We start from the raw sequence: 22,307 nt of genomic DNA on the forward strand, positions 1-22,307 counted from the left end.
CATGACCAGGCATGACGGCCGGCACGCCTGCCGAAGCCGCCTCGGTCCCACGGCCGGGTACGGGAATGGCTGAGCGAACCGCGGCGGTGCGGGCCCCGGCCGGTCCGACCGGCGTGAGCGGCCGGAGGTGGGCGGATGTTCGCTCACCTCCGGCCGGGTTCGAGTCCTTTGGAGGCCCGGCCCTCCCCGTTGGGCGGGGTGCGATCCGGGTGTGGGTGCCGCATGGGGGTGGGCGGCGTGCCCGTCGGCCTGTGCTTCCGCCCCGTGTCGGATCTTCGGCCGATTTCGTCGCCTGTACCCATGTGGCCTCGCACCCGGAGTCCTCCACTCCGGCTCGAAATTGCTCGGCGGGCGGACGACGTTGTCCGTTCGCCTCGTTCCCGAAGACTGGTCGATTCGGCGTCGTCTGAAAACGCCTTTCAGGCTGGGCCGAAACCTGCTGGTCGGAGCGCCGTCGAGGACGCACACTGTCGTGGTCCTCCCGATGAGGTACGCACCGAACGGGGGGCGGCATACAGCGCGTCTCGGACGAATCGCCCCCGACCCTCGGAGTACACGAGTGCTGCGGATCCACTTCACCGCGGAGGACCTGGCCCGGACCCGACTGGCCACGACGGTCGGTGCGGCGGCCGAGACCTACCACAGCCTGGAACTGCTGCACGGTCCGCGCAGACCGCTGCCCTTCCGGGCCTGGCGCACCGAGGTGGCCGCGCGACTGGAGGCGGCGCCCGGTCCGCTCACCGCGCTGATGCCCGTCCGCGGCCCGGGCCTGGACCTGCGCACGCTGGTCGGGGACTCGCCCTCCCTCGACGAGGGCATCGAGAACCTGCTCGCGGTACCCGGCGCGCGATTACGCGCGGAACTGGCGGACCTGACCTTCGATCCCGCCTACTCGACCTGGGTGCGCGACTTTCTCGACGGCGCCCTCGAACCGCGCCGCGAGTTCGCCGAGGCGCTGCGGGCCGCCCATGCCGTGACGGTCGCGCCCTTCCACGAGCGGGTGCGCTCGCATCTGGAGGCGGCCCGCAGCCGTCACACCCGCGCCCTGCTCGACGGCGGTGTCGAGGGGCTGTTGGCCGGGTTGTACGTGCCGTTCATCCGGTGGAATCCGCCGGTCCTGGAGATCCGGCGGCGCAAGGACCACGACATCGTGCTCGGCGGCCGGGGCCTGGTGATCGCACCGACGCTCTTCGTCTGGCGGGAGTCGGCCGTGCTTTGGGACGTCCAGGACGAAGCCGCGCCGTACGTGCTGGCCGTGCCCACCGTGCGCGACCTCCAGGACGGCGCCGCGCTGTGGCGGCCCGGTACGGGCGACGACCGCGCGCTCGGCGCACTCCTGGGACAGACCCGGGCCGCCGCGCTGACCGTGATCAACGACGGTTGTACGACCACGGAGTTGGCCCGTCGGCTGAACGTCTCTGCGGCCTCCGCGAGCCAACACGCGACCGTGCTGCGCAACGCCCGGCTGATCACCACGACCCGTCTCGGCGGCGCGGTCCTGCACTCGCTGACCTCGCTGGGCCTGGAACTCCTCGGCGAAGGCCCGCCGGGCGCCCGCCACCCGGCGCGGACCTGACCCGTCGCGCGCCCCCGGGAACGTCGAGGCGGGCCGCGATTGCGCGGCGGGCGCGGGCGGGAAGGCTGCCGGTGAGCGGTTGTCGTCGTCGTGTCGGGAAGGAATCGCCCGTGATGCGCAGGGGTTCGGGTACGAGCGCCCAAAAGGGTCATCCGTTCGGTCGTCGGCCCACCGGCGGTTGGGCCGACACGATGTGGGACTGGTCGAAGTCCGGTACCCGCGACGCCGCCCGGAACCGGCTGTTACGCCGACTCCCCGGTGTCGGCCCGGCGACGGCGTACCGGTTCGGCCTGGTGGAGCGACCCCACTACGCCTACGGCGTGCGCAGGGCCACCGAATCGGCCGCGCGCCTGGGGCATCGCGGCGTGACGGTGGTGGAGTTCGGGGTGGCCGGCGGCAACGGCCTGCTGGTACTCGCCGAACACGCCCGCCACTACGCCGCCGCCACCGGCGTGGCGGTGCGCGTGGTCGGCTTCGACACCGGGGCGGGCATGCCGCCGGCCAAGGATCCCCGCGACCTGCCCTACCTGTTCGGCCCCGGCTTCTACACCATGGACCACGCCCGACTCCGCGCCCGCCTGGGCGAGACCGAACTGGTGATCGGCGACCTCGACCGCACGCTCCCCGACTACCTGGACACCCACACCCGCGAACTCCGGGAAAATCCGGTCGGGTTCGTCGCGTTGGACCTGGACCACTACACCTCGACGAGCACCGCACTCGAACTCTTCCGCAGGCCCGACCACGGCCACCTGCTGCCCAGGGTCACCTGCTACCTCGACGATCTCCCGGGCACCATCGAGCAGATCGGCGAGGCCGCCGCGATCGCCGACTTCAACGCCGCCCACCCGACCCGACCGATCGGCCGCGTCCTGGGCCTGCGCGCGTTCACCCCGTTCGACCCACCGTGGGCCGACCGGATCTACGCCCATCACCGCCTGGACCACCCCGACTACCCGACCCTGGAAGCGGGTGCCACCGGCGATCAACTCCCCCTCACCCGCTGACCGCACACCCCCGTCAAGGTCGGGGTTCGCGGGCGCTACGCCGGCTCGGCGGCCGAGTCGTCGCCGATGATCGAGTCGACGGTGATCCAGTCCGGCGGCATCGTGGACGGCGTCTTCCAGAAGATGTCGAGCTTGCGGATCAGCCCGTCGTCGTTCAGTTCCAGGTAGTTGGCGAAGCGCATCGCGAGCGGCTGCTCGCCGGCGGCGTACGTGATGGTCTCCACGGCCTCGTTGAACGCGTAGCGGCCGTCGTCGCTGAGGAACGTGAAGCGCGACCGCAGTTCGTGGGCCCGGGTGCGGCCGATCACACCGGACACGAACGCGATGTACGCGTCCTTGCCCCGGCAGGTGTCCTCCTCGTTGTCGCGCATGCCGATGCGGACGAAATCGTCGGCGAGCGTGGACGCGACGAGGTCCCAGTCGTGGCTGTCGACGCCCTTCCAGAAGTTCGCGACGGTCTTCGCCCGCTGTTCGCGGTCGCTCATGACGGCGAGTTCCTTTCGCTGGTTTGCCCGGTCCTGCACGGAACCACAGTTGCGACACTGACGCAACTATCTTGCTAAGGTGGGCCCGCCGGGCCATCCGGCACCACGTGACGCGACCGGGAAGCCCAGATGACCGACCCCACCCCCCGACCCGACCCGCGGCCCCGACTCAGCGAGGCCGCCATAGGCGGCGACTCGCCGCACGGTGCCTGGCTGCGCTCGGTCATCCCACCCCTGCGCGACCTGGTGCGCGTGTCCCGCGACGACCGCCTCGTCGAACGGGTGGGGCGCGAGGCCGGCGTACGGGTCCCCACCCACCTGGTGCTCGCCCTGACCCGCATCGGCGACTTCCAGCCGGTACGCCTGTCCGACCTTGCCGACCGGATGGAGGTCGGCCGCACCACCCTCAGCCGTCAGGTCGCCGAACTCGTCGCCGCCGGATTCGTGCGGCGCACCCCCGACCCCGACGACGCCCGCGCCGCCGCCCTCGAACTCACCGACCACGGCGAGGAGACGCTGCGCCGGATCTGGACGGCCTGGAGCGACGTCATCGCCGAAGTCACCCGCGACTGGCCCGAATCCGACCGCGAGGCCCTTCCCATACTGCTGGGCCGCCTGACCTCGGGCCTGCGAGGCCTGACCGAGAACGGACCAGGGTAAAGGCCGCCTTCCCGTTTCCGGGAAGACGGCCTTCGGCCCGCGTACTAGATCACCAGGCTCAGCAACGCCGCGACCGCGAAGCCCGCCACCGACAGCACGGTTTCGAGGACCGTCCAGGACTTGAGGGTGTCGCGCTCGGAGATGCCGAAGTACTTGGCGACCATCCAGAACCCGCCGTCGTTGACGTGGGAGGCGAAGATGGAGCCCGCGGAGATCGCCATGATGATCAGGGCGAGGTGGGCCTGCGACATGTCCTGGCCCTCGACCAGCGGCACGACGATGCCCGAGGTGGCGACGATGGCGACGGTCGCCGAACCCTGGGCGACGCGCAGGACCACCGAGATCAGCCACGCGAGGACGATGACCGGGAGGCCGACGTTGTCGAAGGTCGTCGCGAGCGCGTTCGCGATACCCGACGCCTTGAGGACCGCGCCGAAGACCCCGCCCGCGCCCACGACCAGCAGGATGTTGCCGACGGGCTTGAGCGAGGCGGTCGACACCGTCTCGAGCGACTTGCGGGACCAGCCCCGGCGGATGCCGAGCAGGTAGTACGCGAGGATCAGCGCGATCGTCAGGGCGACGAAGGGGTTGCCGAAGAACTCGATGACCGAACGCACGGTCGACGGGTCGAAGGCGATGGAGGAGAACGTCGCGCCCAGGATCAGGATGAGCGGCGTGCCGATGATGGCGAGAACCGTACCGAGCGCGACGGGCTTCTCCGGCGGCTCGATGCCCGAGGCGGCCTGCTCGGCGGCGACGGCGGCCTTCGCCTCCGCGGCGGCCTCGACCATGTCGTGCGGGACGTCGACGAAGATGCGCTTGCCGATCCACGCGGCGTACGCCCAGGCGGCCAGCACGGCGGGGATGCCCACGACGACGCCCATCAGGATGACCCAGCCGAGCGAGACGTCGAACAGCCCCGCCGCGGCCACGGGTCCGGGGTGCGGCGGCAGGAACGCGTGGGTCATCGACAGACCGGCGAGCAGCGGCATCGCGTACAACAGGATCGACTTGCCGGAGCGCTTGGCGGCGGCGTAGACGATCGGCGCCAGTACGAAGATGCCGACGTCGAAGAACACCGGGACACCGAAGATGAGGCCGGTCAGGCCCATGGCGAGCGGCGCGCGCTTTTCGCCGAAGAGGTTCAGCAGGCGGCTGCTCAGCACCTCCGCGCCGCCGGACACCTCGAGGATCGCGCCGAGCATCGTGCCCAGGCCGATGATGATCGCCACATGGCCGAGAATGCCGCCCATGCCCGACTCGATGACCGATACGGCGGCGGACTTCTGCACGGTACCGAAGAGTTCGGTGACGGACAGCCCCGCGCCGAGGCCGACGGCTATGGAGACCGCGAGCAGCGCGACGAACGGCTGGAGCCTGACCTTGATGATCAGGTAGAGAAGGAGCGCGATGCCGAGCGTCGCGACGGTCAGCAGGGCGGCCGTGCCGTCGAACAGGAGCAGCAGACCGCCGGTATGCGGTGGGGACTTCGGGGGCGGCGTCGAAGCCGGCAGCGTGGACAGCACGGAGGGGACCTCATGGATTCCGGGCGCGTGGGGCAGGGGGGACCGCGGCACGGCGCCATGGGGGAGGAGGGCGCCGTGCCGCGGGGGACAGCCGGGAACAATCGGGGCAAGGGAGGGGTCTCAGCCGAGAACGGCGAGTGCGTCGATCTCGATGAGCAGACCCGCGGGGAGGCCGACGTACACGGTGGTGCGGGCGGAGGCGGGCGCGGTCAGGCCCTGCTCCTCGAAGTACGCGTTGTAGATCTCGTTCATCTCGGCGAAGTGGCCGGTGTCGGTCAGGTAGACGCGCATCATCATCACGTCGTCCCAGCTCGCCCCGCCCTCCTCCAGGATCGCCTTGACGTTGGCGAAGGTCTGGAGGGTCTGCTCGCGCAGGGTCGGACCGGCGGGGGTGGGCGCCTGGCCCTCGACGGCCGGGAGGAACCCGACCTGGCCGGCGACCTGGAGGATGTTGCCCTTGCGCACGCCGTGGGAGAACTTGGCGGGCGGCGCGGTGTGCGTGGCGGGGGTGATCGCGGTCTTTTCGAGCTTGTCGGTCATGAGCGTGCCTTCTCGGTCGGGGCGGTGATCGGGCGCTGATCGCGCGGTCGTCGGGCGGTCATCGCGGGGGGTGGGCGGTGCCCGAGTACTCCCGCGTGATGGCGTCGGCGGTGCGGCGTACCAGCGGGAGCAGGGTCAGGAGTTCCTCGGCGGTGACGACGACATTCGGCGCGGAGACCGACATGGCGGCGACGACCAGACCGTCGGCACCGCGGACGGGGGCCGCGATGCAGTTGATGGACTCCTCGTGGCCACCGAGGTCGGTGGCCCAGCCCTGTTCGCGGACGGTCGCCAGTTCCCTGAGGAACGCGGCGGCGTTCGGTATCGAACGGGACGTGTACATGGGGTAGTCGAGCCGCTCGGCGACGGCGCGCCGTTCGGGCTCGGGCAGGTCGCCGAGGAGCAACTTGGCGACGGCGGCGACGGTGATCGCGACCGGCTTGCCGACACGCGAGTACATCCGCACCGGGTAGCGGCTCTCGACCTTGTCGATGTAGAGGACCTCGTGCTCCTCGTACACCGCGAGGTGCACGGTGTGCCCGCACTGCTCGTTGAGCGCGACCAGGTGCGGGTGCGCGATCTCGCGGACGTCGAGGTTCTCGACGGCCTCCTGGGCGAGCGCGAACAGGCGCGCGCCCAGGCGGTAGCGCTGGTCCTGCTGGCGGTAGACGAGACCGTGCTCGTGCAGGGTGCGGAGCAGGCGCAGCGCGGTGGACTTGTGGACGCCGAGGCGCTCGGCGACCTGGCCGAGGTCCGCGGGCCCCTGGGCCAGCAGCGGCAGGATGCTCAGCGCGCGGTCGACGGTCTGGCTCATGGCGTACATACCTCCTGGTCCGCCCCGGTGGCGGTGGCCGCGGTCCAGCCGGGGCCGAGACGCAGTCTGCCCCAGGCCTCGTCGTCCAGGGCCGCGAGGCGATCGGCGACGGCGCGCGGCGGCGGGACGGCGAGGTCGCCCGCGACGGTGAGGGCGGCGGCGGCCATGAGGTGCCCGTGGCGGATGCGCCGGCGTACCGGCAGGCCGCGCAGGGTCGCGGACAGGAACCCGGCCGCGAAGGCGTCGCCCGCGCCGACGGGAGCGGCGATGTCGACGGTGAGGGCCGGTACGAACACCGACGGCCCGTCGTCGGTGAAGACGGTGGCGCCCGCGCCGCCCTGCTTGACGACGACGACGCCCGGCTCGGGGAGCGCGGCCCGAATCGCGTTCGCGCCGCGGATGTTCCACGCGGCCGCGGCCTCGTCCTCGCCGACGAAGACCAGGTCGGCGCCGCGCGCCAGGTCGAGCAGGACGCCGGGGTCGGCCGCCACGCTCCGGCGCTCGTCCCAGAGGTTCACGCGGTAGTTGACGTCGAAGGACACGAGGGGCCGACCCGGCCGGCGGCGGGTCGCCTCGCCCAGGAGCGCGAGGCAGTCGTCGGAGAGGGCGGCGGTGATGCCCGAGACGTGCAGGATGCGGCCCGACCACAGGTCCCGGTCGGGTACGACGCGGGGCGACATGGCGGAGGCCGCGGAGCCGGCGCGGTAGTAGAGGACTTCCGAGACGGGTTCGGCGACGGTTGCCGCGTCGGCTTCCGCGTCGACGCCGGCCGGCGTGACCCGATCGCCGTCCCCCACGGCCCGTTCGCCCGCGGTGCGGAAGTAGATGCCGGTCGGGCGGAGCCGGTCGCGCCGCACGGCCGACGTGTCGACCCCGTACGCCGCGACCGCCTCGACGAGGTGGTCGCCGAAGCCGTCGGTGCCGACCCGGCTGAGCCAGCGCGTACGGTGCCCGGCCGCGGCCAGCGCGCACGCCACGTTGGACTCGGCGCCGCCTATGCCGCGTTCGAAGGACGGAACGTCGGCGAGGCGACCGGAGCGTGTGGGCACGAACGTGACCATGGACTCGCCGAGGCAGACGACGTCGACGGTTGCCGGTGCGGTCACGCTCACGATCGTTCGGGCTCCTGGTTCATCGGATGATCGAAGATCATCGGGCGGTCGCATCCGCCTCGTCGACGGCCGCGCGACGCCGACCATTGACCCGGCGTCGGCTCGGATGTTAGACAGCACCGAGCGATATACGCAATGGCCGTTGCACAGGATGCAACGAGACTCCGGAGGTGCCCATGGCCGTCGACAACGCCGTCGGACGGCTCGCCAGGCTCGCGGACGAGCGTGTCGACCACCGTTTCAAGGGCCTGCCACCGGACGCCGAGGGCCTGACCGTCGGCGAACTGGCCGCCGAGCGGCGCAACCTGTTCACCGGCGGCTTCACCACGCCGGTCCTGGCCCTTTCCGCGGAATCCGTCGAACACAACCTCGCGCTGATGGAGACGTACGCGCGACGGCACGGTCTCGCGTTCGCCCCGCACGGCAAGACGTCGATGGCCCCGCAGCTGTTCGCCCGCCAACTCGAGCACGGCGCGTGGGGCATCACGGTGGCCGTCCCGCACCAGGCCCGGGTCGCGCGCGCGTTCGGCGTCCCGCGCGTCTTCCTCGCCAACGAGGTGGTCGACGCGGCGGCGCTGCGCTGGGTGGCCGCCGAACTCGACGCCGACCCCGACTTCCGGTTCCTGTGCTACGTCGACTCCGTGCGCGGCGTCGTGTCGATGGACGCCGCCCTGCGCGCCGCCGGGGCCCGCCGCCCGGTCGACGTGGTCGTCGAACTCGCGGCCGGCGAGGGCGCCCGCACCGGAGCCCGGACCGAGAGCGAGTGCGCCGAGGTCGCCGACGCGGTCGCCGCCTCCCCGGTCCTGCGCCTCGTCGGCGTCGCCGGCTACGAGGGCGAGGTGCCGCGGGCCGACGGCGACCGGGTGCGTGCGTGGCTGCGCCGACTGACGTCCCTGGCCGCCGAGTTCGACAAGCGGGGCCGCTTCGAGCAACTCGACGAGATCGTGCTCAGCGCGGGCGGCAGCGCCTGGTTCGACGCGGTGGCCGACGTGTTCGCCGAGCTTCCCGCGCTGTCCCGCCCGGTCCTGAAACTGCTGCGCTCCGGAGCGTACGTCTCACACGACGACGGCCACTATCGCCACCTCACGCCGTTCAACCGGGTCCCCGACGAGGGCGCCCTCCAGCCGGCCTTCCGGCTGTGGGCCCAGGTCGTCTCCCGCCCGTCCGCGACGCAGGCGTTCGTCAACGCCGGCAAACGCGACGCCGCGTACGACCTCGACCTGCCGGAGGCACAGGTGGTGCGCTCCGCGCGCGACGGCTCGACGCGTCCCGCCGTCGGCATCGCCGTCACCGGCCTCTCCGACCAGCACGGCTGGATCACCACCGACGCCGGTGCCGAATTGGAGGTGGGCGACTGGCTCGGGATGGGCCTTTCGCACCCGTGTACGTCCTTCGACAAATGGCAGCTGATCCCGTTGGTCACCGCCGACGGCACCGTGACCGACTACATCCGCACCCTGTTCTAGGAGCCGTCGCATGGACCTCGTCATTCGTGATGCACGCGTCATCGACGGCGCCGCCGGCGCGTCCTACCGGGCCGATGTGGGTCTGGACGGCGGCCGAATCAGCGAGATCCGGCGTGCGGGCGGTCCCCGGCTGTCCGGCAGGCGCACCCTCGACGCGGGCGGCCTCGCGCTCTCGCCCGGCTTCATCGACATGCACGCGCACAGCGACCTCGCGCTGCTGCGCGACCCGGACCACTCCGCCAAGGCCGCACAGGGGGTGACGCTCGAAGTCCTCGGCCAGGACGGCCTGTCGTACGCGCCCGTCGACGACCGTACGCTCGCCGAGGTGCGCAGGTCGATCACCGGCTGGAACGGCGACGGCTCCGACATCGACTTCGACTGGCGCACCGTCGGCGGCTACCTCGACCGCCTCGACCGCAACTTCGGCGGGCAGGGCATCGCGGTCAACGCGGCCTACCTGATCCCGCAGGGCACACTGCGCATGTACGCCATGGGGTGGGACGGCCGCCCCGCGACCGACACCGAACTCGCCCGGATGAAACAGCTCGTCGCCGAGGGCATGGAGCAGGGCGCGGTGGGCATGTCGTCCGGGCTCACCTACACGCCCGGGATGTACGCGGACGACGCCGAACTCACCGAACTGTGCCGCGTCGTCGCCCGATACGACGGCTACTACTGCCCGCACCACCGCTCGTACGGAGCCGGGGCGCTGCAGGCGTACGAGGAGATGGTGCGGCTCACGAAGGCGGCCGGCTGCGCGCTCCACCTGGCCCACGCCACGATGAACTTCGGCGTGAACAAGGGTCGGGCCCCCGACCTCCTGGCCCTGCTGGACGCGGCGCTGGACGACGGCCGCGACATCTCCCTCGACACGTATCCCTACACACCCGGATGTACGACGCTCGTGGCCGTGCTGCCGAGTTGGGCGAGCGAGGGCGGGCCCGAAGCGACCCTGGCCCGGCTCCGGGACGACGCCGAGGCCGAGCGGATCCGCCACCACCTGGAGGAGATCGGCTCCGACGGCTGCCACGGTGTCCCCATCGAGTGGGACACGATCGAGATGTCCGGCATCACCGACCCGGGTCTGGAGGCGTACGTGGGCAAGACCGTCGCCCGCAGCGCCGCCGAGCGCGGCGAGCAGCCGTGGGTCACCGCCCGACGCCTGCTCATCGGCGACCGGCTCGGCTCGACGATCCTCCAGCACGTCGGGCACGAGGAGAACGTCCGGCAGATCATGCGCCACCGGGTCCACACCGGCGGCAGCGACGGCATCCTTCAGGGTGACAAGCCACACCCGCGCGCGTACGGCACCTTCCCGCAGTACCTCGGCCGCTACGTCCGCGAGCTGGGGGTGCTGAGCCTGGAGGAGTGCGTGGCGCACCTGACCTCGCGTTCGGCGGCCCGACTGGGCCTGCCCGACCGGGGTCTGGTGCGCGAGGGATACCGCGCAGACCTGGTCCTGTTCGACCCGGACACGGTCGCGGCCGGTTCGACGTTCGAAAACCCGCGCGTCCTGCCCACGGGTATCCCACACGTCCTGATCGACGGCAGGTTCGTCATCGAGGACGGCCGGCGCACGGACGTCCTCGCCGGCAAGGCGATCCGCCGAACCGGGACGTCCGCCGCCTAGCGACGATCGACCGTGTGGTCCGCGAAGGCGCCGACCCGCACCGACTGTCCACCGCCTGCGTCGGGGCGGCGCGGGTCGAGGACGGTCGCGGCGCCTTTGCCGACCGGGCGGCGGGGTCAGCCCGGGAGGGTTTCGCCGCCGATGGGGGCCAGGACTTCGCCGGAGTAGTAGCCGGACAGGCGGCCGGAGGCGAAGAAGACGTAGGACGGGGCGATCTCGTCGGGGTGTGCGGCGCGGCCCATGGGTGTCCGCTCTCCGAACGAGGCGACCTTTTCCGGCGGGAACGTGGCCGGGATGAGCGGGGTCCAGACCGGTCCGGGGGCGACGGCGTTGACCCGGATGCCGCGTTCCTGGAAGGACTGGGCCAGCGAGTAGGTGAACGCGAGGATCGCGCCCTTGGTCGCGGAGTAGTCGATCAGCGTCCTGTTTCCGCGCAGGCCGTTGATCGACGACGTGTTGATCACGCTGCCGCCCGACGGGAGGTGTGCCAGGGCGGCCTTGGTGGTCCAGAAGAAGCTGTGGATGTTCACCCGGAACGTGTGGTCCCATTGGGCGCTGTCGAGCTGTTCGAGGTCGTCGACCGGGTTCTGGGTGCCGCAGTTGTTGACGAGGATGTCGAGCCCGCCGAGGTCGGCCACGGTGCGCTCGACCATCTCCCGACAGTTGCGCTCGATGGACAGATCGGCGCGGTGGAGCACACACGTGCGCCCGGTCGCCTCCACGAGCCGTCGGGTGTGCGCGGCGTCCTCGTCCTCCTGGTCGGACAGGTACGCGACGGCGACGTGGGCGCCCTCCTTGGCGAAGGCGACCGCCACGGCACGCCCGATACCCGAGTCCCCGCCCGTGATCAACGCACGTTTGCCGTCGAGGAGCCCGCTGCCCCGGTAGTCGGCCATCTCGTCCCGAGGGGACGGCGTCATCCGCCCGGTCGTGCCCGGCGCGCGCTGCCGCTGCGGGGGAGGGGGCGGGGGAGTCTCCTTGGGCGGTTCACTCATCGCGGATCCTTTCGGGCACGACCACGGGGTGGTCGGTGGCACGGCCGTCGCCCGTACGGGCGCGCGATCCGCCCGCTACCCGCAGGGCTGCGGCCCATGCGCGGCGGGCAACGAGCGGACGCGTTCCCCGGCGCCCACCCGGTGCGATCCCGTCGGCGCGAGGATCATGGAGTTTGTCGGGGCTCCCCCGGGGCAGCCGACGACGATGAGAATGCTCCGTTTGCCCGGTGTGTATCGACCTCAGGCGGACACGAAACTCCTGGCGTCGGCGTTCGTCGAGCAGGGGTTGCATCGAGCCGATCAGGTGTTGGACGTCGGGACCGGGACCGGGGCGGTGGCGCTCGCGGCGGCGTCCGCGACGTCCGCCGGTTGTCGGGTCACGGCGATCGACATCTCCCGCCAGGCCGTGTGGGCGGCTCGCCTGAACAGCGCGTGGCGTCGCGGCCGGGTCAGCGTCCGTCGCGGCGACCTGTTGGAACCCGTGGCCGGCCGGACGTTCGACGTGGTGTTGGCGAACCCGCCGTACGTGCCCACGCAGGAGGAGAACGCCTCTCCGCGCGGGCGGGCGCGGGCCTGGGACGCCGGTACGGACGGGCGGCTGGTGCTGGATCGGCTGTGTACCCAGGTGCCGCGCCACCTGAAGCCCCGGGGCACGCTGCTGGTCGTGCACTCCGCGCTGTGCGGTGTGGGGACGACGCTGGGGCTGCTCGAAGCCGTCGGCCTGCGTGCCCGGGTGGTCGCCCGCAGCCTCGAACCGTTCGGTCCCGTCCTGTCCGCCCGGGCGGCCTTCCTGGAGGAACGCGGCCTGATCGAGCCGGGCTGCCGCGAGGAGGAGTTGGTGGTCATCCGTGGCGACTTCCCACAGTGACACCCGCAGGATCACGGTCGTCGACGGCGGGCCGATGCTGGTCGAGGGGCCCGTGGAGGTGGAGCTCGCCGACGGGAGTACGGCCTTTTCCGACCGGAGCGTAGTGGCCCTGTGCTCGTGCCGCCGCACCCGTCGCCCGCCGTGGTGCGACACCAGCCACCGAGCCCACCGGCTCCCACCGGAGCCACCATCCACCCCACCGACGGCCGGGGAGGACGGATGACCACGCCGATGCCGCCCACCCCTCGCGGGCCGCTGTCCCGCGCGGTTCTCGCGGCTCTGGCCGAACCGGCCGGAACGGGCGTACGGGCGCCGGCCGGAGCCGATCCGGACGCCGACTCCGGTGCCGACGGCTTCGGCGAGGACCTTCAGCTCGCCCTGTACGCCTGCTACGAACTGCACTATCGCGCGTTCGCGGGCGTCGATCCGCGCTGGGAATGGGACCCCGACCTCCTGCGTCTGCGCGCGCGACTGGAGAAGTCGTTCCTGTACGCACTGCGGGAGAACGTCGACGCCGATGGCGGTGTGGACGACGCCCTCGCGCCGCTGCTGATCGAGCCCCTCGACGGCACCGGGGTCAGCCGCCACCTCCTGGAGCACGGTGACCTGGAGCAGTTCCGCGAGTACGTCGTGCACCGCTCGCTCTACCACCTGAAGGAGGCCGACCCCCAGGCGTGGCTCATCCCGCGCCTGACCGGACGCGCAAAGGCGGGCGTGGTCACCGTCGAGTTCGACGAGTACGGCGGCGGCCGTGCCGAACGTATGCACGCGCGGTTGTTCGCCGACCTCATGCGCGGACTCGGGCTCGATCCGGCGTACGGCTTCTACCTCGACCGGGTGCCGGCGCCGATGCTGGCGGTGGTCAACCTCATGTCACTGTTCGGACTGCACCGGGCACACCGGGGTATGGCCGTGGGCCAGTTCGCCGCCATCGAGATCGGCTCGCCACCCGGTGCGGCCCGCCTTGCCGCGGCACTGGAACGGTTGAACGTCGCGGACCCGGCGTGCGCCCTGTTCTACACCGAACACGTCGAGGCGGACGCCGTCCACGAACAACTCATGCGCCGCGAAGTGGTGGCGGCGGTGCTGGAGCACGAACCCGACCTCGAGGACGACGTGGTCTTCGGGATCCGGGCCGGCGGCGTCGTGGAGGACCGGCTCGCCGCGCACCTGCTCACCGCCTGGAACGAGGGCCGCAGCTCCCTGCGGACACCGGAGCGGCTCGCCTCGGAGCCGGCGCACCGGGCCGCGACGAGCGCACCGTGATCACCGAACACGCGGCTCCCGGCGCACTCGTCCTCCTCGCCAACCTCCTCTCGCCTCCGGCCGCCGACCCGGCCGAGGAGGCGACCCCTCGGCGCCGGGCGGGACCGGCCGCGCCTCGGCCCGCTCGTCCCCGGAACGGGCGGACCGAAGCGCGGCACCCCGCCGGGCCCGCTCGTGGGTACGGCGGGCCCGGCGGGGGGCGTCCTCGCATGGTGGCCCGGCCGGGTTCTCGCGGGATGCAGGCGCGAGGACCCGGGTGCCGGTTCGCGAGGCCGAGAGTGCCCGTCGGGCGCCTCTTCACGGCCCAACGACACGGATGCTCAGGGGGATCGGGTGCGGGTGCGGTTCACTCGAACGCGGTATCCGCCGGCGGCGGGTTCTCGCTTTTCGGGGCGAGGGCGCGCGCGTGGTTCTCGTGTCCGCGGACCTGGATGTGGTGGTCGGTGCTCGCGATCACGACGCAGGGGTGGCCGTGGTCGGTGTTCTCGGTGTCGATGTGCAGTTCACCCTCGGTGCCGACGGCGAGTCTGGGGCCGCCGGTGAGTACCGCGTTCCACGTGAACGGGTAGTCGGTGTCGGCCGCGGGCCAGTCGTGCAGACAGACGTCCACCTCGACGCGGCCCCCACCCGGCACGTCGATGTGGCCGTGGGCGGTGAGAACGTCCATTCCCCCAGTGTGCCCCCGAGGCTGCCGGCGCGGCCCCGCGGAACCGGCGGACGTACGAATCCGGGGCGCCTGCTCGGCGCCCTCGGCGGGCGTCCGCGGCGTTTTCGAGGCCTACCCGGGCGGAGTATCGCTCGGGGTGACGGGGGTAGGCGTATGGGTGCGCCGGCAGCTCCGGTGGCCGGTGCCCGCGCGATCCGGGGTCGGCCCATCCCCCCGGTCCGACGAATGGACCGCGTGTGCGGAGGAAGTGTCGGCGGTCGGCGTACGTGGGAGCTTCACGCCGACCCCCGACCCCGACCGGGGGAGGGGTCGGCAGGGAGCCGCCAGTCGCCGGGGAGCGCGCCGGTGGCCAACCACGCCGGGCCGACGCCGTATCCGGTCCCGGTCTCGCCGATGCGATGCGTGGCCCCGGCGGCCAACACCCGCAACAGGCGGCCTTGTTCGGGCCTACAGGAGAACGCGAATCCGTGCCGGCGCGCCGCCTCCACCGCCCGCCGGACCAGAGGGGGGAGGGCGCCGGCGTCCCGGTACGCGTCGGTTCCGGTGAGCGACATGACGCCATTATGAAGCCGCGCCGGGCGCCGACGGTCGGGGGCGGTCGGTGATGCGGTGTGCCAACCAGGCCAGGGCGGGCGGCATGCGGTATTCGACGCCGTGGTGGCCGCCCTCGAACAGCTCGAAGTACACGATGTCGTCGGGGACTCCGATGTCGGTGAGCGCGTCGCGGAAGGCCAGGGCACCCAGGTCGAGGAACCATTCGTCGCGGGTGCCGGCGTCGATTCGGATGCCGCGCTGCGAGCGGAGGGCGTCGGCGTGCGCGGGGGCCATGCGTACCGGGTCCCAGGCCAGCCAGCGTTGCCACTCGCTCTCGCGCAGAGCCCCGGTGCGGGGGTCGAAGGGGAGGGTCGGGGAGCCGTCGGGGCCGGGGGAGAAGCACGCGGAGACGCCCAGGATCTCCAGGAGGTTCAGGTCTTCTTCCCCGGTGAAGGCGACGCGCGAGCGAAAGTCGGTCCACCAGCGGAGGATGTCGCCGCCGTAGGGCCGTAGTTGGCGGACCGCGGTGAGGAAGTGCGGATGGTATTGGGCCTCGGACAGCGAGTCGCCGGAGTGGGTGGCGAAGGCGCCGAACAGGTCCGGGCGGAGCATCGAGGTGATCGCGGCGCCGAGTCCGCCGCTGGACTTGCCCGCGATGGCCCGGTGCTCGCGCTCGGGGAGCGTGCGGTAGTGGGCGTCGACGTACGGCACGATCTCCTCGCACAGGTAGGAGTGGTAGCGGCCGGTGCCGGGCGAGTCGATGAACTGGCTGCCGCCGTACGTGGTCCAGGCGTCCACGAAGACCAGCACCATCCCGGGTGCCTCGCCGCGGGCGAAGATCTCGTCGATCAGTTCGGGGACCGGCTTGCGAAAGGCCGTGCGGTTGCCCCAGACCGGGAGGGTACCGGCGTAGCCGAGCAGGAGGTACGTGACGGGGTAGCGGCGTTGGGGCGCTTCGTCGTAGTCGGGTGGGGTGTAGACCCACAGCGGGCGTCGGGTCGGGTCGCCGAGGGGGTTGCCGCGCAGCAACACACTGTCGACGACGTGTTCGTCGATGCAGCCGGCGAGGGTGAAGGTCGACATGGGTTCGGACAGTACTACGATTTCAAAATATCTGAAATCATAATTTCCGGAGGATAGGGTGGCCACGTGACAGCACGGCATGCGGCGGCGGAATCGGCGCGGACACGAGACTCGATCGACCGGCACATCCTCCGTTGGGAGCGCGAAGTCCCGGGCCTGGAACCGGAATTGGAGGGCGCCGTCACCCGCATGCAGATGCTCGTGCGACACCTGCAGCAGGAGAAGGAGGCCGCCTTGGCGCGGCACGGCCTGAAGTTGTGGGAGTACGAGATCCTGTGGCGCCTGCGTTCGGCGGGCGAGCCGTACCGTATGGCGCCCACCCGCCTGGCCCGGGGGCTCGGCGTCCATCCCGCGACCCTGACCAGCCGCCTCGATCGCCTGCAGTCGGCGGGCCTGATCACGCGTGAGCACGCGGCCGAGGATCGCCGCAGTCTGCTCGTCGGCCTGACCCCCCGGGGCGCCGAGACGTGGGCGGCGGTGATCGACGACCAGCGGGCCGCCGAGGCGGGCCTGCTGGCACCCCTGACGGGCAAGCAGGTGGGCGACCTGGCCGCCCTCCTGCGGGTCGTGGTCCTCGCCGTCGAGGAGGACGGCCCGCCCCTCATGCCGGACCTCGGCTGAATCCCCGTCGAGCGGGGACGACGGAGCGGCGCGGTCACCACCGACGGTGAACCCGGCGTGTGCCTCGCTCGCGGTGCCGTGACGCCCGGGCGGACACGGCCTGCTGGGCCGGCGTATTGACCGTGGGCACGGCAGCTCCTAGGTTGTCAGACAAATTGGCTCGGTTGGTCTGATGAATACCAGGACGAGGACGGTGCACCCATGCGCAATCGATGGTCCGACGCGGACGCCGGCGACGGTCCCCTGGGGCAGTGCGCCTACGGTTCACGGCTGATCGGCGGCGAACCCACACTCGTGCTGCACGGCGGCGGCAACACCTCCGTCAAGGCCGAGATCGCCGATGTCACCGGCGCGCCGGTCGAAGTGCTCTACGTCAAGGGCAGCGGCCACGACCTGGCCTCGATCGGCCCCGAGGGGTTCGCCCCGCTGCGCCTGGCCCGGCTGCGCGAACTGCTCACCGTCAGCGCGCTCAGCGACGCCCAGATGGTCAACGAACTGCGCTGCGCGCTGCTCGACGCGTCCGCCCCCGACCCCTCCGTCGAGGCGCTGCTGCACGCGATGTTGCCGCACCGCGCGGTACAACACAGTCACGCCGACGCGATTCTGACCCTGACCAACCTCGCCGACGGCGAGGCGGTGATCCGGGACGTGTTCGGCGACGACGTCGCGATCGTCCCGTACGTGATGCCCGGCTTCGACCTCGCCGTGCGCTGCGCCGAGGTGTGGCGCGACCAGGCACACGCCGGGACCATCGGCCTCGTACTGCTCAACCACGGCCTGTTCACCTTCGGCGACGACACCCGCGAGGCGTACGAGCGCCACCTGGACCTGATCACCCGCGCCGAGCGCCGACTGGCCGAACACACCGACGCCGCGCCCGCCCCGGCCCCCGCGCCGGCGCGCCCGACGAGCGCCGAACTCGCCCTGCTGCGCCGGGAGATCAGCGAGGCGGCGGGCCGGCCGATGATCGTCGCCCGGCACGCGGACGAGGACACGGCGAGGTTCGTCGCGCGGACCGACCTGGCCGAGGTCGCCACCAGGGGCCCGGCGACCCCCGACCACGTCATCCGCACCAAGCGGGTGCCGCTGGTGGGCCGCGACGTGGCCGGCTACGCCGACCGCTACCGGGAGTACTTCGAACGCCATCACCGGCGCCGCGGCACCGAGTTGAAGCCGCTGGACCCGGCGCCGAGGATCGTCCTGGACCCCGACCTGGGCATGCTCACGGTCGGCGGCAGCGCCAAGGACACCGACGTCGCCCGCGACATCTACCGGCACACGATGGACGTGATCACCGTCGGCGAACGCCTCGGCGGCTACCGGCCCGCGTCCGAGGAACACATCTTCGACCTCGAATACTGGGACCTGGAGCAGGCCAAGCTGCGCCGCGCCGGGGCGCCGCAGGCGTTCGCCGGCGAGGTCGCGCTGGTCACCGGGGCCGCGTCGGGCATCGGCAGGGCGTGCGCACAGGCGCTGGCGGCGGCCGGCGCGAGCGTCGTCGGCTGGGACCTCGACGCCGGCGTCACGCGGACCCTGCCGGGTGCCGGATACCTCGGGCAGGTCGTCGACGTCACCGACCGCGCCGCCGTGGAGAGCGCGCTGCGGGCCGCCGTCGAGCGGTTCGGCGGCCTCGACATGGTGGTCGCGAGCGCGGGCGTGTTCAAGCCGGGCGCGCCGATCTCCGCGCTGGACGCCGACGCGTGGCGCACCTCGATGGCGGTCAACGTGGACTCCGTCGCCCTGCTGTTCCGCGAGGCCCACCCGCTGCTCGCGCTCGCGCCGCGTGGTGGCCGGGTGGTGGTGATCGCGTCCCGCAACGTGCCGGCGCCCGGGCCGGGCGCGGCGGCGTACTCGGCGTCCAAGGCGGCCGTCACGCAGTTGTCCAGGGTGGCCGCGCTGGAGTGGGCCGCCGACGGCATCAGGGTCAACGTGGTGCACCCGGACGCGGTCTTCGACACCGGCCTGTGGACCGACGAGATCCTGGCCAAGCGGGCCGCCGGCTACGGCATGACGGTCGAGGAGTACAAGCGGCGCAACCTGCTGCGTACCGAGGTGAGCAGCGCCACCGTCGCGCAGGCGGTCACCCGGCTGTGCTCCGACGACTTCGCCGCGACCACGGGCGCGCAGATCCCCGTGGACGGGGGCAGCGAACGCGTCGTGTGAGTGCCCGTCGTGCCCACGAACGGGCACGGTAGGGGGAGTTGGGCGGGTACGCGCGGAACTGCGCGCGCGTACCCGCTCGTTGCTGTGCGCTTGCGCGGTTGGGCTTTGCGAGGCCGCGCGGTCGTGCGCTCGCGGGTTCGCCCCGGACGCCGTGCGGCCGGCCCGCCGCGGCGGCGCGGTCAGGCCGTGCGTACCAGCTGGAACTCGTAGGAGCCCTCGACGAAATACGTCTTGCAGTACGCGAGCAGCCGGTGGTCGTCGTCGTAGTGCAACTGGTCGAGCAGCACGAACAGGCGGTGTTTGGCCGCGTCCGGACCCCACGCGATGTGCGCCGACGAGACCGCGTGCACCTTCGCGAGGCCGAGCGTCGGATGGATGCCCAACTCGGTTTCGAAATAGGCGAACAACGACCCGCTCAGCTCCTCCGGATCGAACGCGGCCGGCAGCAGGCCGCGCGGGATCACGTCGTAGGAGTAGGCGACCACGTCGCCGTCCGCGGTCACCCGGCGGCGCAGTTCCAGCGCCTCGGTGTCGGACGGAACGCCCATACGTTCGGCCTCGTCGGGCAGCACCTGGCGCAGCGTGCGCCGCCCGTACTCGTGCCCCGGTTCCTTGCCGCTGCGCCGGATCGACTCGGTGATCGAGCCCATGCGTTCCAGGCCGTCGCGCACCGCGGGGCGGGTGCGCACGAACGTGCCCGCGCCCTGCTGGGTGCGGATCAGGCCGAGCACGTCGAGTTCCTTGAGCGCGGTGCGCACCGTGGCCCGCGAGACCCCGAACCGCCTGCACAGATCGGCCTCGGTCGGCAACCGTGCCCCCGCGGGATGGACGCCGTCGCGGATCTCGATCTTGAGTTCCCGAACGATGTCGTCGGCCAGCGGCCGCCGTGTCTGGGTCGCCATGTCGGACATCTTGACACGCTTCGAATTGTCTGACAACTTCGGCGCACTCGGATCATGAGGACGACCCCCGGAGGCATCGACGGGTCGTCCCACGAAGAGACGGAGACGCGGCGGATGCGCACGATCGACTGGATTCCCGCCGACGACGCCGAGCGGGAACCCGGCAGGGGATTCATCAGGCTGATCGACCAGACCCTGCTGCCCGACAGCCTCGTCGAACTCGACATCCACGACCTCGACGTCCTGGTGGACGCGATCCAACGACTGGCGGTACGCGGAGCCCCCGCGCTCGGCGTGGCCGGCGCCCTGGGCGTCGCGCTCGCCGCGCAGAACCTGCCGGCCGACCGGGCCCGGCAGGCCATCGCCGAACTGCGCGAGGCCCGGCCCACGGCGGTCAACCTCGCCTACGGCGTGGATACCGCGCTCGCCGCCCTGGAGCAGGGCGGCCCGCTCGCCGCGCTGGACGCCGCGCTGCGGGTACGGGACGCGGACATCGCGGCCTGCGTCGCGATGGCCGAACGCGGTACCGACGCGCTGGCGCGGCTGGTTCCGGACCGGGCCGCGCTGACCGTACTGACCATCTGCAACACCGGCGCGCTCGCCGCCGTCGAGCACGGCACGGCGCTCGGCGTGGTGGCGAAGCTGCACCGCGACGGCCGACTCGTGCGCGCCATCGCGTGCGAGACGCGCCCGCTGCTCCAGGGTGCGCGGCTGACCGCGTGGGAACTGGGCCGCATGGGCGCGCGGTACGACGTGATCGTGGACTCGGCCGCGGCGATCACGCTGGCCCGAGGCGGCGTCGACGCGGTGCTGGTGGGGGCCGACCGGATCGCCGCCAACGGCGACACGGCGAACAAGATCGGCACGTTCGCGGTGGCCTTGGCCGCGGCCCGGGCCGGGGTGCCGTTCCTCGTGGTCGCCCCCGAGACCACGATCGACCGGGACACCCCCGACGGCGACGCGATCGAGATCGAGGACCGCGGCGGCGCCGAGGTCCGCTTCTTCCACGGTGTACGGGTCACCCCGCCCGACGCCACCGCCCTCAACCCCGCCTTCGACGTGACACCCGCCGACCTGATCACGGCGATCGTCACCGACACGCGCGTCATCGACGTCGCGGCGGGCGACACCCCTGCCGGCGACACCCCCCGTGCATGACACCCCCGCGGACCGGCCGGTCGTGGCCGAGACCACCGAGTGAGGAGAACACCATGAGATCCAAGGCCATTCGCGTGATCGGGGCCGCCGCCGTCGGAATGTCCCTGCTCGCCGCATGCTCCCAGAGCACCGACGACAACAAGGCGGAGCCCGGCGCGTCCGGCGCCGCCGGCGGCGCCGGCAACTGCGCGACGCAGCGCACCGTCGACAACGCGCGCAAACTGCCCGAGGCCAAGCCCGCCGGCCTCAAGGGCGACTTCAAGGTGGCGCTCGTCCGCCAATCCGGCGTCGGCGACTACTTCGAACAGTGGGGCGACGGCGCGACCAAGCAGATCAAGGCCGCCGGCGGCAGCGTCACCGTCTACGACGCGCGGGGCAACAACGCGACCCAGGTCAGCCAGCTCGACCAGGCCATCAACGCCAAGCCCGACGTGATCATCGTGGACCACGGCCTCGCCGACTCGGTCAACCCCAAGATCGACGACGCGATCGCCAAGGGCATCCCGGTCGTCGTCTACGACGTGGCGATCTCCAACTGCAAGGCCACCTACATCTCGCAGGACGACGCCTCGATCGCCGACAAGATCCTCGGCTACATGAAGCAGGACAACCCCTCGGGCGGCAAGCTCGCCTACGTCAACGTGTCCGGCATCGCGCCGCTCGACTCCCGCGACAAGGTGTACCAGCAGTTCCTCAAGGACAACCCGACGTTCACCCAGAAGGCGCGCTTCGGCAAGTACACCGAGTCGGTGGCCGCCGACACCGCGACCGAGGGCACCGCGGCGCTGTCCGCCGCCCCGGACACCACGCTCGCGTTCGCCGCCTACGACGAACTCGCCAAGGGCACGCTGATCGCGCTGCGCCAGAACGGCATGACGAACAAGGTGAAGGTCTACGGCGTGGACGTCTCCACCGCCGACATCCAGCTGATGACCGAGGCCGGCAGCCCGTGGCGGGCCACCGCCGCCACCGACCCGGCGAACGTGGGCGCGGTCGTGGCCCGGGCCTCGATAGCGGCGGCCGGGAAGGTCGACCTGCCGCAGAAGATGACCATCCCCGCGACGCTGATCACCCAGGACACGCTCAAGGCGAACGGCGTGACGAACATGGACACGCTGCGCAAGGCGCTGCCCGAACTGGCCACCCCGGACGTGCTCGGGGCGCCGTGGATCACCCCGATCCGGCCGGGCGCCTGACCCACCCTCGCTCGAAACCGGAAAGGAGGCCCCGTGCA

Annotated in this window: 22 protein-coding genes; 12 read left to right on the forward strand and 10 right to left on the reverse strand. The window is 71.9% G+C overall.

Translation table 11 applies throughout. From position 1 onward, the window contains the following. Nucleotides 1-559 precede the first annotated feature (559 nt). The gene (locus ACFRCG_RS02085; protein ID WP_380027740.1) at nt 560-1,576 is read left to right on the forward strand and encodes an ArsR/SmtB family transcription factor; all 1,017 of its coding nucleotides are present in this window, start codon (nt 560-562) and stop codon (nt 1,574-1,576) included. Between the two features lie 113 nt (nt 1,577-1,689). Then, complete coding sequence (locus tag ACFRCG_RS02090; protein WP_380027951.1) at nt 1,690-2,583, forward strand: hypothetical protein; 894 nt, start codon at nt 1,690-1,692, stop codon at nt 2,581-2,583. Between the two features lie 35 nt (nt 2,584-2,618). Here the strand turns inward: ACFRCG_RS02090 and ACFRCG_RS02095 are convergent, their stop codons facing one another. Continuing rightward, on the reverse strand, nt 2,619-3,068 hold the full coding sequence (locus ACFRCG_RS02095) for a nuclear transport factor 2 family protein (protein WP_380027742.1): 450 nt from the start codon (nt 3,066-3,068) through the stop codon (nt 2,619-2,621). 129 nt (nt 3,069-3,197) lie between these two features. Here ACFRCG_RS02095 and ACFRCG_RS02100 point away from each other — a divergent pair, with 129 nt between their 5' ends. After that, nucleotides 3,198-3,728, forward strand: a complete 531-nt coding sequence (locus ACFRCG_RS02100; protein WP_380027744.1) for a MarR family winged helix-turn-helix transcriptional regulator — start codon at nt 3,198-3,200, stop codon at nt 3,726-3,728. 44 nt (nt 3,729-3,772) lie between these two features. Here the strand turns inward: ACFRCG_RS02100 and ACFRCG_RS02105 are convergent, their stop codons facing one another. The 4 genes from ACFRCG_RS02105 to ACFRCG_RS02120 form a co-directional block, all read right to left on the reverse strand. Then, complete coding sequence (locus tag ACFRCG_RS02105) at nt 3,773-5,251, reverse strand: GntP family permease (RefSeq protein WP_380027953.1); 1,479 nt, start codon at nt 5,249-5,251, stop codon at nt 3,773-3,775. Between the two features lie 123 nt (nt 5,252-5,374). Further along, complete coding sequence (locus tag ACFRCG_RS02110) at nt 5,375-5,794, reverse strand: RidA family protein (RefSeq protein ID WP_380006176.1); 420 nt, start codon at nt 5,792-5,794, stop codon at nt 5,375-5,377. A 58-nt stretch (nt 5,795-5,852) separates the two neighbouring features. Next, nucleotides 5,853-6,608 carry an IclR family transcriptional regulator gene (locus ACFRCG_RS02115; RefSeq protein WP_380027747.1) on the reverse strand — a complete coding sequence of 252 codons (756 nt, stop codon included), beginning with the start codon at nt 6,606-6,608 and terminating at the stop codon, nt 5,853-5,855. Beyond that, nucleotides 6,605-7,669: a sugar kinase gene (locus ACFRCG_RS02120; RefSeq protein ID WP_380027955.1), complete on the reverse strand. Its 1,065-nt coding sequence runs from the start codon at nt 7,667-7,669 to the stop codon at nt 6,605-6,607. Before ACFRCG_RS02120 ends, ACFRCG_RS02115 begins: the two co-directional genes overlap by 4 nt. Nucleotides 7,670-7,896: 227 nt before the next feature. Between ACFRCG_RS02120 and ACFRCG_RS02125 the strand changes: the two genes are divergently transcribed. Both ACFRCG_RS02125 and ACFRCG_RS02130 read left to right on the forward strand, forming a co-directional pair. Next, a complete protein-coding gene (locus ACFRCG_RS02125; RefSeq protein ID WP_380027750.1) occupies nt 7,897-9,186 on the forward strand; it encodes an amino acid deaminase in 1,290 nt (429 codons plus the stop codon). A gap of 10 nt (nt 9,187-9,196) precedes the next feature. Then, the gene (locus ACFRCG_RS02130) at nt 9,197-10,816 is read left to right on the forward strand and encodes an amidohydrolase family protein (RefSeq protein ID WP_380027753.1); all 1,620 of its coding nucleotides are present in this window, start codon (nt 9,197-9,199) and stop codon (nt 10,814-10,816) included. Nucleotides 10,817-10,932: 116 nt separating this feature from the next. Here the strand turns inward: ACFRCG_RS02130 and ACFRCG_RS02135 are convergent, their stop codons facing one another. Continuing rightward, nucleotides 10,933-11,811 (reverse strand): SDR family oxidoreductase, encoded by an 879-nt coding sequence (locus ACFRCG_RS02135; protein ID WP_380027755.1) that lies wholly within the window; start codon nt 11,809-11,811, stop codon nt 10,933-10,935. A 211-nt stretch (nt 11,812-12,022) separates the two neighbouring features. Here ACFRCG_RS02135 and ACFRCG_RS02140 point away from each other — a divergent pair, with 211 nt between their 5' ends. Genes ACFRCG_RS02140 through ACFRCG_RS02150 form a run of 3 tightly spaced genes read left to right on the forward strand, consistent with a single transcriptional unit; the run spans nt 12,023 to nt 13,945 of the window. Next, a complete protein-coding gene (locus ACFRCG_RS02140; protein WP_380027757.1) occupies nt 12,023-12,679 on the forward strand; it encodes a HemK2/MTQ2 family protein methyltransferase in 657 nt (218 codons plus the stop codon). A gap of 34 nt (nt 12,680-12,713) precedes the next feature. Continuing rightward, the gene (locus ACFRCG_RS02145) at nt 12,714-12,902 is read left to right on the forward strand and encodes a CDGSH iron-sulfur domain-containing protein (protein WP_380027957.1); all 189 of its coding nucleotides are present in this window, start codon (nt 12,714-12,716) and stop codon (nt 12,900-12,902) included. After that, nucleotides 12,899-13,945: an iron-containing redox enzyme family protein gene (locus ACFRCG_RS02150; RefSeq protein WP_380027759.1), complete on the forward strand. Its 1,047-nt coding sequence runs from the start codon at nt 12,899-12,901 to the stop codon at nt 13,943-13,945. The genes ACFRCG_RS02145 and ACFRCG_RS02150 overlap by 4 nt, the downstream gene beginning before the upstream one ends. Nucleotides 13,946-14,291: 346 nt before the next feature. On the opposite strand, the gene ACFRCG_RS02155 is transcribed toward ACFRCG_RS02150, so the two are convergent. The 3 genes from ACFRCG_RS02155 to ACFRCG_RS02165 form a co-directional block, all read right to left on the reverse strand. After that, nucleotides 14,292-14,612: a hypothetical protein gene (locus ACFRCG_RS02155; RefSeq protein ID WP_380027761.1), complete on the reverse strand. Its 321-nt coding sequence runs from the start codon at nt 14,610-14,612 to the stop codon at nt 14,292-14,294. A 275-nt stretch (nt 14,613-14,887) separates the two neighbouring features. Next, nucleotides 14,888-15,166 carry a hypothetical protein gene (locus ACFRCG_RS02160; RefSeq protein WP_380027763.1) on the reverse strand — a complete coding sequence of 93 codons (279 nt, stop codon included), beginning with the start codon at nt 15,164-15,166 and terminating at the stop codon, nt 14,888-14,890. Nucleotides 15,167-15,173: 7 nt separating this feature from the next. Beyond that, a complete protein-coding gene (locus ACFRCG_RS02165; RefSeq protein WP_380027766.1) occupies nt 15,174-16,229 on the reverse strand; it encodes an alpha/beta hydrolase in 1,056 nt (351 codons plus the stop codon). Nucleotides 16,230-16,295: 66 nt separating this feature from the next. Here ACFRCG_RS02165 and ACFRCG_RS02170 point away from each other — a divergent pair, with 66 nt between their 5' ends. Beyond that, entirely contained in the window at nt 16,296-16,850 is a 555-nt protein-coding gene (locus tag ACFRCG_RS02170) for a MarR family winged helix-turn-helix transcriptional regulator (RefSeq protein ID WP_380027768.1), read from the forward strand. A gap of 201 nt (nt 16,851-17,051) precedes the next feature. Then, nucleotides 17,052-19,013: a bifunctional aldolase/short-chain dehydrogenase gene (locus ACFRCG_RS02175; protein WP_380027770.1), complete on the forward strand. Its 1,962-nt coding sequence runs from the start codon at nt 17,052-17,054 to the stop codon at nt 19,011-19,013. 179 nt (nt 19,014-19,192) lie between these two features. Here ACFRCG_RS02175 and ACFRCG_RS02180 read toward each other — a convergent pair whose 3' ends face one another. Continuing rightward, nucleotides 19,193-19,915 carry a GntR family transcriptional regulator gene (locus tag ACFRCG_RS02180; RefSeq protein WP_078982397.1) on the reverse strand — a complete coding sequence of 241 codons (723 nt, stop codon included), beginning with the start codon at nt 19,913-19,915 and terminating at the stop codon, nt 19,193-19,195. A gap of 114 nt (nt 19,916-20,029) precedes the next feature. Between ACFRCG_RS02180 and mtnA the strand changes: the two genes are divergently transcribed. Together mtnA and ACFRCG_RS02190 are read left to right on the forward strand one after the other, a co-directional pair. Beyond that, a complete protein-coding gene (gene mtnA, locus ACFRCG_RS02185) occupies nt 20,030-21,073 on the forward strand; it encodes an S-methyl-5-thioribose-1-phosphate isomerase (RefSeq protein ID WP_380027772.1) in 1,044 nt (347 codons plus the stop codon). Nucleotides 21,074-21,126: 53 nt separating this feature from the next. Further along, entirely contained in the window at nt 21,127-22,269 is a 1,143-nt protein-coding gene (locus ACFRCG_RS02190; protein WP_380027774.1) for a sugar ABC transporter substrate-binding protein, read from the forward strand. The last annotated feature ends 38 nt before the right edge of the window (nt 22,270-22,307 follow it).

The sequence above is a fragment of the Embleya sp. NPDC056575 genome (assembly GCF_042793325.1).
GTDB lineage: Bacteria > Actinomycetota > Actinomycetes > Streptomycetales > Streptomycetaceae > Embleya.